The organism is Thauera terpenica 58Eu (assembly GCF_000443165.1).
Classification (GTDB): domain Bacteria; phylum Pseudomonadota; class Gammaproteobacteria; order Burkholderiales; family Rhodocyclaceae; genus Thauera; species Thauera terpenica.
The window spans coordinates 1-5,472 of sequence record NZ_ATJV01000094.1 but is presented as its reverse complement, the minus strand read 5'-3'; the positions used below and the strand labels follow the sequence as shown (position 1 = coordinate 5,472).

Sequence of the window (5,472 nt, the reverse complement as noted above, 5' to 3'; positions counted from 1 at the left end):
AACCACCATTACCAGCATTAACCGTCAAACTATCAAAATATAACGTTGACGATGTAGCTTTAGGTGTCTGTAAAACAGGTGCCGAAGAAGCTGGAGTAACAGAAGTGAGAACCAGCTTATCAGAAAAAAAGTTTGAATTATGGCGAGAAATAAAAGTCTGAAACATGATTAAACTCCTAAGCAGAAAACCTACCGCGCTTCGCTTGGTCAACCCCTCAGCGGCAAAAATTAAAATTTTTACCGCTTCGGCGTTATAACCTCACACTCAATCTTTTATCACGAAGTCATGATTGAATCGCGAGTGGTCGGCAGATTGCGATAAACGGTCACATTAAATTTAACCTGACTATTCCACTGCAACAACTGAACGGACTGGAAACACTGGTCATAATCATGGTGGCGAATAAGTACGCGTTCTTGCAAATCACCAGAAGGCGGTTCCTGAATGAATGGGAAGCCTTCAAGAAGGTGATAAGCAGGAGAAACATACGAAGGCGCATAACGATACCACTGACCCTCAGCAATCTTAAACTTCTTAGACGAATCACCAGAACGGAAAACATCCTTCATAGAAATTTCACGCGGCGGCAAGTTGCCATACAAAACAGGGTCGCCAGCAATATCGGTATAAGTCAAAGCACCTTTAGCGTTAAGGTACTGAATCTCTTTAGTCGCAGTAGGCGGAAAACGAACAAGCGCAAGAGTAAACATAGTGCCATGCTCAGGAACAAAGAAACGCGGCACAGAATGTTTATAGGTCTGTTGAACACGACCAGAAAACTGGCCTAACGACGTTTGGTCAGTTCCATCAACATCATAGCCAGATGCCCAGAGATTAGAGCGCATGACAAGTAAAGGACGGTTGTCAGCGTCATAAGAGGTTTTACCTCCAAATGAAGAAATAACATCATGGTAACGCTGCATGAAGTAATCACGTTCTTGGTCAGTATGCAAATTAGCATAAGCAGCTTGCAGACCCATAATGTCAATAGATGTGGTAGAAGTCGTCATTTGGCGAGAAAGCTCAGTCTCAGGAGGAAGCGGAGCAGTCCAAATGTTTTTGAGATGGCAGCAACGGAAACCATAACGAGCATCATCTTGATTAAGCTCATTAGGGTTAGCCTCGGTACGGTCAGGCATCCACGGCGCTTTAAAATAGTTGTTATAGATATTCAAATAACCCTGAAACAAATGCTTAGGGATTTTATTGGTATCAGGGTTAATCGTGCCAAGAAAAGCGGCATGGTCAATATAACCAGTAGTGTTAACAGTCGGGAGAGGAGTGGCATTAACACCATCCTTCATGAACTTAATCCACTGTTCACCATAAACGTGACGATGAGGGACATAAAAAGTAAAAATGTCTACAGTAGAGTCAATAGCAAGGCCACGACGCAATGGAGAAAGACGGAGAGCGCCAACGGCGTCCATCTCGAAGGAGTCGCCAGCGATAACCGGAGTAGTTGAAATGGTAATAAGACGACCAATCTGACCAGCAAGGAAGCCAAGATGGGAAAGGTCATGCGGCATACGCTCGGCGCCAGTTTGAATATTAGACATAATTTATCCTCAAGTAAGGGGCCGAAGCCCCTGCAATTAAAATTGTTGACCACCTACATACCAAAGACGAGCGCCTTTACGCTTGCCTTTAGTACCTCGCAACGGCTGCGGACGACCAGGGCGAGCGCCAGAACGTTTTTTACCTTTAGACATTACATCACTCCTTCTGCACGTAATTTTTGACGCACGTTTTCTTCTGCGTCAGTAAGAACGTCAGTGTTTCCTGCGCGTACACGCAAGGTAAACGCGAACAATTCAGCGGCTTTAACCGGACGCTCGACGCCATTAATAATGTTTTCCGTAAATTCAGCGCCTTCCATGATGAGACAGGCCGTTTGAATGTTGACGGGATGAACATAATAAGCAATGACGGCAGCAATAAACTCAACAGGAGCAGGAAAGCGAGGGTATCCTACAAAGTCCAGCGTACCATAAACGCAAGCCTCAACGCAGCGACGAGCACGAGAGCGGTCAGTAGCAATCCAAACTTTGTTACTCGTCAGAAAATCGAAATCATCTTCGGTTAAATCCAAAACGGCAGAAGCCTGAATGAGCTTAATAGAGGCCAAAGCGGTCTGGAAACGTACGGATTGTTCAGTAACTTGACTCATGATTTCTTACCTATTAGTGGTTGAACAGCATCGGACTCAGATAGTAATCCACGCTCTTTTAAAATGTCAACAAGAGAATCTCTACCATGAACAAAATGTGACTCATATCTAAACCAGTCCTTGACGAACGTGCCAAGCATATTAAGCCACTTCTCCTCATCCAACGCGTCAGTTTTTGACAGAATCGTTAGTTGATGGCGAAAGGTCGCAAAGTAAGAGCTTCTCGAGCTGCGCAAGGATAGGTCGAATTTTCTCATTTTCCGCCAGCAGTCCACTTCGATTTAATTCGTAAACAAGCAGTAGTAATTCCTGCTTTATCAAGATAATTTTTCGACTCATCAGAAATATCCGAAAGTGTTAACTTCTGCGTCATGGAAGCGATAAAACTCTGCAGGTTGGATACGCCAATCATTTTTATCGAAGCGCGCATAAATTTGAGCAGATTTGTCGTCACAGGTTGCGCCGCCAAAACGTCGGCTACAGTAACTTTTCCCAGCCTCAATCTCATCTCTCTTTTTGCGTTCTGCTTCAATATCTGGTTGAACGGCGTCGCGTCGTAACCCAGCTTGGTAAGTTGGATTAAGCACTCCGTGGACAGATTTGTCATTGTGAGCATTTTCATCCCGAAGTTGCGGCTCATTCTGATTCTGAACAGCTTCTTGGGAAGTAGCGACAGCTTGGTTTTTAGTGAGTTGTTCCATTCTTTAGCTCCTAGACCTTTAGCAGCAAGGTCCATATCTGACTTTTTGTTAACGTATTTAGCCACATAGAAACCAACAGCCATATAACTGGTAGCTTTAAGCGGCTCACCTTTAGCATCAACAGGCCACAACCAACCAGAACGTGAAAAAGCGTCCTGCGTGTAGCGAACTGCGATGGGCATACTGTAACCATAAGGCCACGTATTTTGCAAGCTATTTAACTGGCGGCGATTGCGTACCCGACGACCAAAATTAGGGTCAACGCTACCTGTAGGAAGTGTCCGCATAAAGTGCACCGCATGGAAATGAAGACGGCCATTAGCTGTACCATACTCAGGCACACAAAAATACTGATAGCAGTCGGCGTGTGAATCATTAGCCTTGCGACCCTCGGCAGCAAGAACCATACGACCAATATCACGAAAATAGTCACGCAAAGCATTGGGATTATCATAAAACGCCTCTAATCGGTCGTCAGCCAACGTGAGAGTGTCAAAAACGATAAACCAACCATCAGCATGAGCCTGTCGCATTGCATTCATCAAACGCTGAATAGCAAAGCCTCTACGCGATTTCATAGTGGAGGCCTCCAGCAATCTTGAACACTCATCCTTAATACCTTTCTTTTTGGGGTAATTATACTCATCGCGAATATCCTTAAGAGGGCGTTCAGCAGCCAGCTTGCGGCAAAACTGCGTAACCGTCTTCTCGTTCTCTAAAAACCATTTTTCGTCCCCTTCGGGGCGGTGGTCTATAGTGTTATTAATATCAAGTTGGGGGAGCACATTGTAGCATTGTGCCAATTCATCCATTAACTTCTCAGTAACAGATACAAACTCATCACGAACGTCAGAAGCAGCCTTATGGCCGTCAACATACATATCACCATTATCGAACTCAACGCCCTGCATACGAAAAGACAGAATCTCTTCCAAGAGCTTGATGCGGTTATCCATCTGCTTATGGAAGCCAAGCATTGGGGATTGAGAAAGAGTAGAAATGCCACAAGCCTCAATAGCAGGTTTAAGAGCCTCGATACGCTCAAAGTCAAAATAATCAGCGTGACATTCAGAAGGGTAATAAGAACGAACCATAAAAAAGCCTCCAAGATTTGGAGGCATGAAAACATACAATTGGGAGGGTGTCAATCCTGACGGTTATTTCCTAGACAAATTAGAGCCAATACCATCAGCTTTACCGTCTTTCCAGAAATTGTTCCAAGTATCGGCAACAGCTTTATCAATACCATGAAAAATATCAACCACACCAGAAGCAGCATCAGTGACGACATTAGAAATATCCTTTGCAGTAGCGCCAATATGAGAAGAGCCATACCGCTGATTCTGCGTTTGCTGATGAACTAAGTCAACCTCAGCACTAACCTTGCGAGTCATTTCTTTGATTTGGTCATTGGTAAAATACTGACCAGCCGTTTGAGCTTGAGTAAGCATTTGGCGCATAATCTCGGAAACCTGCTGTTGCTTGGAAAGATTGGTGTTTTCCATAATAGACGCAACGCGAGCAGTAGACTCCTTCTGTTGATAAGCAAGCATCTCATTTTGTGCATATACCTGGTCTTTCGTATTCTGGCGTGAAGTCGCCGACTGAATGCCAGCAATCTCTTTTTGAGTCTCATTTTGCATCTCGGCAATCTCTTTCTGATTGTCCAGTTGCATTTTAGTAAGCTCTTTTTGATTCTCAAATCCGGCGTCAACCATACCAGCAGAGGAAGCATCAGCACCAGCACGCTCCCAAGCATTAAGCTCAGGAAATGCAGCAGCAAGATAATCACGAGTATCCTTTCCTTTATCAGCGGCAGACTTGCCACCAAGTCCAACCAAATCAAGCAACTTATCAGAAACGGCAGAAGTGCCAGCCTGCAACGTACCTTCAAGAAGTCCTTTACCAGCTTTAGCCATAGCACCAGAAACAAAACTAGGGACGGCCTCATCAGGGTTAGGAACATTAGAGCCTTGAATGGCAGATTTAATACCAGCATCACCCATGCCTACAGTATTGTTATCGGTAGCAAGCACATCACCTTGAATGCCACCGGAGGCGGCTTTTTGACCGCCTCCAAACAATTTAGACATGGCGCCACCAGCAAGAGCAGAAGCAATACCGCCAGCAATAGCACCAAACATAAATCACCTCACTTAAGTGGCTGGAGACAAATAATCTCTTTAATAACCTGATTCAGCGAAACCAATCCGCGGCATTTAGTAGCGGTAAAGTTAGACCAAACCATGAAACCAACATAAACATTATTGCCCGGCGTACGGGGAAGGACGTCAATAGTCACACAGTCCTTGACGGTATAATAACCACCATCATGGCGACCATCCAAAGGATAAACATCATAGGCAGTCGGGAGGGTAGTCGGAACCGAAGAAGACTCAAAGCGAACCAAACAGGCAAAAAATTTAGGGTCGGCATCAAAAGCAATATCAGCACCAACAGAAACAACCTGATTAGCGGCGTTGACAGATGTATCCATCTGAATGCAATGAAGAAAACCACCATTACCAGCATTAACCGTCAAACTATCAAAATATAACGTTGACGATGTAGCTTTAGGTGTCTGTAAAACAGGTGCCGAA

9 protein-coding genes are annotated in these 5,472 nt (G+C 44.6%); all 9 read right to left on the bottom strand.

Features of this window, described 5'->3' with window-relative positions:
• Positions 1 to 166, bottom strand: a 166-nt coding sequence (locus tag M622_RS40995) for a hypothetical protein (protein WP_500142634.1), incomplete at its 3' end; no start/stop codon positions are given.
• Between the two features lie 110 nt (positions 167 to 276).
• Positions 277 to 1,560, bottom strand: a complete 1,284-nt coding sequence (locus M622_RS40990) for a major capsid protein (RefSeq protein WP_000065572.1) — start codon at positions 1,558 to 1,560, stop codon at positions 277 to 279.
• A gap of 36 nt (positions 1,561 to 1,596) precedes the next feature.
• Positions 1,597 to 1,713, bottom strand: coding sequence for a phage DNA packaging protein J (locus M622_RS40985; protein WP_000033471.1), 117 nt, complete (start codon positions 1,711 to 1,713; stop codon positions 1,597 to 1,599).
• Positions 1,713 to 2,171 (bottom strand): scaffolding protein D, encoded by a 459-nt coding sequence (locus M622_RS40980; protein ID WP_000084700.1) that lies wholly within the window; start codon positions 2,169 to 2,171, stop codon positions 1,713 to 1,715. Before M622_RS40980 ends, M622_RS40985 begins: the two co-directional genes overlap by 1 nt.
• Positions 2,168 to 2,407: a phage DNA packaging protein C gene (locus M622_RS40975; protein ID WP_016670801.1), complete on the bottom strand. Its 240-nt coding sequence runs from the start codon at positions 2,405 to 2,407 to the stop codon at positions 2,168 to 2,170. The genes M622_RS40980 and M622_RS40975 overlap by 4 nt, the downstream gene beginning before the upstream one ends.
• Positions 2,340 to 2,492: a hypothetical protein gene (locus tag M622_RS40970; protein ID WP_435988044.1), complete on the bottom strand. Its 153-nt coding sequence runs from the start codon at positions 2,490 to 2,492 to the stop codon at positions 2,340 to 2,342. Before M622_RS40970 ends, M622_RS40975 begins: the two co-directional genes overlap by 68 nt.
• Positions 2,425 to 3,966, bottom strand: a complete 1,542-nt coding sequence (locus M622_RS40965; RefSeq protein WP_000252566.1) for a replication endonuclease — start codon at positions 3,964 to 3,966, stop codon at positions 2,425 to 2,427. The genes M622_RS40970 and M622_RS40965 overlap by 68 nt, the downstream gene beginning before the upstream one ends.
• A gap of 63 nt (positions 3,967 to 4,029) precedes the next feature.
• Complete coding sequence (locus M622_RS40960; RefSeq protein WP_000466547.1) at positions 4,030 to 5,016, bottom strand: Minor spike protein; 987 nt, start codon at positions 5,014 to 5,016, stop codon at positions 4,030 to 4,032.
• An 8-nt stretch (positions 5,017 to 5,024) separates the two neighbouring features.
• Positions 5,025 to 5,472: hypothetical protein (locus tag M622_RS40955; RefSeq protein ID WP_031347493.1), on the bottom strand; the 448-nt coding region annotated here is incomplete at its 5' end.

Coding starts and splice junctions, on each gene's coding strand:
- M622_RS40990 (WP_000065572.1), bottom strand. CDS start 1,560: ATGTCTAATATTCAAACTGGCGCCGAGCGTATGCCGCATGACCTTTCC.
- M622_RS40985 (WP_000033471.1), bottom strand. CDS start 1,713: ATGTCTAAAGGTAAAAAACGTTCTGGCGCTCGCCCTGGTCGTCCGCAG.
- M622_RS40980 (WP_000084700.1), bottom strand. CDS start 2,171: ATGAGTCAAGTTACTGAACAATCCGTACGTTTCCAGACCGCTTTGGCC.
- M622_RS40965 (WP_000252566.1), bottom strand. CDS start 3,966: ATGGTTCGTTCTTATTACCCTTCTGAATGTCACGCTGATTATTTTGAC.
- M622_RS40960 (WP_000466547.1), bottom strand. CDS start 5,016: ATGTTTGGTGCTATTGCTGGCGGTATTGCTTCTGCTCTTGCTGGTGGC.